The organism is Parendozoicomonas sp. Alg238-R29 (assembly GCF_947331445.1).
Taxonomy (GTDB): Bacteria; Pseudomonadota; Gammaproteobacteria; order Pseudomonadales; family Endozoicomonadaceae; genus Sansalvadorimonas.
Genome location: NZ_CAMZOG010000180.1, coordinates 1 through 2,427 on the forward strand (window position 1 = coordinate 1; position 2,427 = coordinate 2,427).

The 2,427-nt window shown below is 38.1% G+C and carries 2 protein-coding genes; both read left to right on the forward strand.

The window, feature by feature from the left end; genetic code table 11:
- Nucleotides 1–2,005, forward strand: a 2,005-nt coding sequence (locus QMA35_RS21345; RefSeq protein ID WP_281649159.1) for a hypothetical protein, incomplete at its 5' end; no start/stop codon positions are given.
- Nucleotides 2,006–2,162: 157 nt separating this feature from the next.
- On the forward strand, nt 2,163–2,427 hold a 265-nt coding region (locus QMA35_RS21350; protein ID WP_281649160.1), incomplete at its 3' end, for a hypothetical protein.

Genomic DNA, 2,427 nt, shown 5'->3' on the forward strand with positions numbered 1-2,427 from the left:
AACCACGAAAAAAAATGTAGAGCACTTTCCAAAGTCATCCCCTGTTGGTGTTTCACTACCATCAAAAGCACTGCCCATCCCCGCCCAGCTTAACAACCCGGCATATCGGCCAGCATACGTGTGGACGGACGAGGACATAATAAATATCGATAGGTATACACATAAACTGGAAGATCTAGAAAACAAAGATGACTTGCTACATATCCTCTCTAAATGCAGAACCCAAGAAGGCGTTTCGTTTTATGTGAAAAGTTTCGATAATATCATAAAGATCGCAAACGCGACCTATCAGCTACAAAAATATTTTGATAGTGATTCTCACGATTTTCTTGAAAAAATCAAGATCGAATGTTTACGCCAATGCTCTTCTCTTCTGCAAAATAATTGCAGTATTAATAAATTTACTCTTTTGTGCAATATCATTCGCTCTCGAGATTACTCTCGGGATTACTCTCAGGATTACTATCAGGAAGTCGAACGTATACGATCTCGTATTGCAGAGCTGGTCGTACAGTTTAGAAAATATAATAAATTAGCACGGTTCCATAGTCATGAGTTAAGTATTACTGCCGCTGTCATGCTTAAAGGACAAGCACCGACCTTTAAATATCGATTCGAGGCATTAAAAGCTATTGCAGAGGAAATAAATGATAAATTACCAAGCGAAATTAACTCCTGGTCCGGAAGAAGTTTATCAACACTAGTAATGTGTATAGGTTGCTTAAAAGAAGATCTTTCTCTTCCAGGAGGAGAGGACACAGCAGTCTTACTAAAAAAGATGTGTGATGCACAAGAAAAAATCGCGATATCGATATTATATCAATACCAAAGAGGCCAACTCAAAAAACAATGGAATATAATAGATTTTAGTATGACTTGTGGTGAATTTAAAAACACCATTTATCGTTCAGATCCTTTTTTTATTCAACAAGCTATGTTAGCTATTATCTGCTCGTTAAATAATGAAGATTTAACCTCTTTGGAAAACAGCAATCTTGTATCGTTTGTTGATGCATGCGGATATTCTATTTATGGTAGCGCAAACTCAAGATTAATATTTCTCGCTCAATTGTATTTAAACAGATTAAAAACAGATACAACACAGCGGAAGTACTTGCAAAAAGATCTTTTTTTTATAATGAAAGCACTTAGCAACCGACGCATAGATCGTGAAATTGCAGAGGTGGGGATGGATGTCTGTACCGCCATTAATGATAATGTCAGCGACATACAATTAATATTGCAATGGTATGTCAATTGGTTTCTAACACTCTGTCATTTTAAACAATATGAAACTGCGGAATTACAGAAAATGGTAAAAATAGATATTTCGCAAGATCAAAAGAGTGAACTTACAACAAAATGGTTATCTACCACTGGCTCAACGCAACTGCCTGATACAGAAACCTCTCCTAATATGGCAAAGTGGCAAGTCGAATGGATACAGGACTACTGGAAGAAACTGATAAAACGTCCACTACCGTCGTTTTGTCCTGACCAACAAGGCTGTACTACGAGTGATGTACAAAGGAAGATATATAAATTAATTAAAAATAAATATCCCGATGCTCTCATCGGGTTAGAGTGTAACGTTGGTAATTTCTGTGTCGATATATTGCTACCCGATTATAATATTGCTGTTGAAATTGATGGTGCGAGTCACTTTGTTTATCCAGACCCTGAATGGATCAATCCCCGAAAGGAAATCTCCAGCATGTGTGAAGATAAATCGTATAGAACAAAATATCAATTTGTTGATCATATGCTCTCTAAATATGGCCTCACTGTTTATCGCATCGATTCAAGGAGAGCTTTGTATCATAGTGAAGAATCCATTCATCCCATATGCACTCAGATAGATAAAGTAAAATGCGCCCCAGATAAGGGGGGAAGCGAGAGAAGGAGTGGCCATAGAAATAGAGACGAGAGAAGGAGTGGAGATAGAAATAAAGACGAGAGAAGGAGTGGAGATAGAAGCAGAAGCGATAAAAGAAGCAGACGATAAAGCTACTTCATCAGGTTCATTAAGGATATTCATAAACACCAGCTTTGTGGGTGGTGAGAACACCTAACATGTTGGTTTCCCAGATGAATGGAACCTTGTCAGACTTTTTGAAACTAACGTCATTCATACGAAAACAACAGCGGACTGGTTGTTAATAATGGATGCTCCTGATCAAACAACGCCTCGCACGGTTAACACTTCTTGCCTCGGCAAGCACCCTTCTTCAAAAAAGGCGCAGTTTGACGCACCCGATGAAAAAAGAACGAAGATCTGTTTTGCAATAAATCGAATCAAACCTCACCCTTTTGGTAGGGATAAGAGTATCGACAATCCTCTCACAAAAAGAAAAACAACGACCGTTGATAAAAAGGCTTCGAGAGCAAGAACCACGAAAAAAAATGTAGAGCACTTTCCAAAATCAT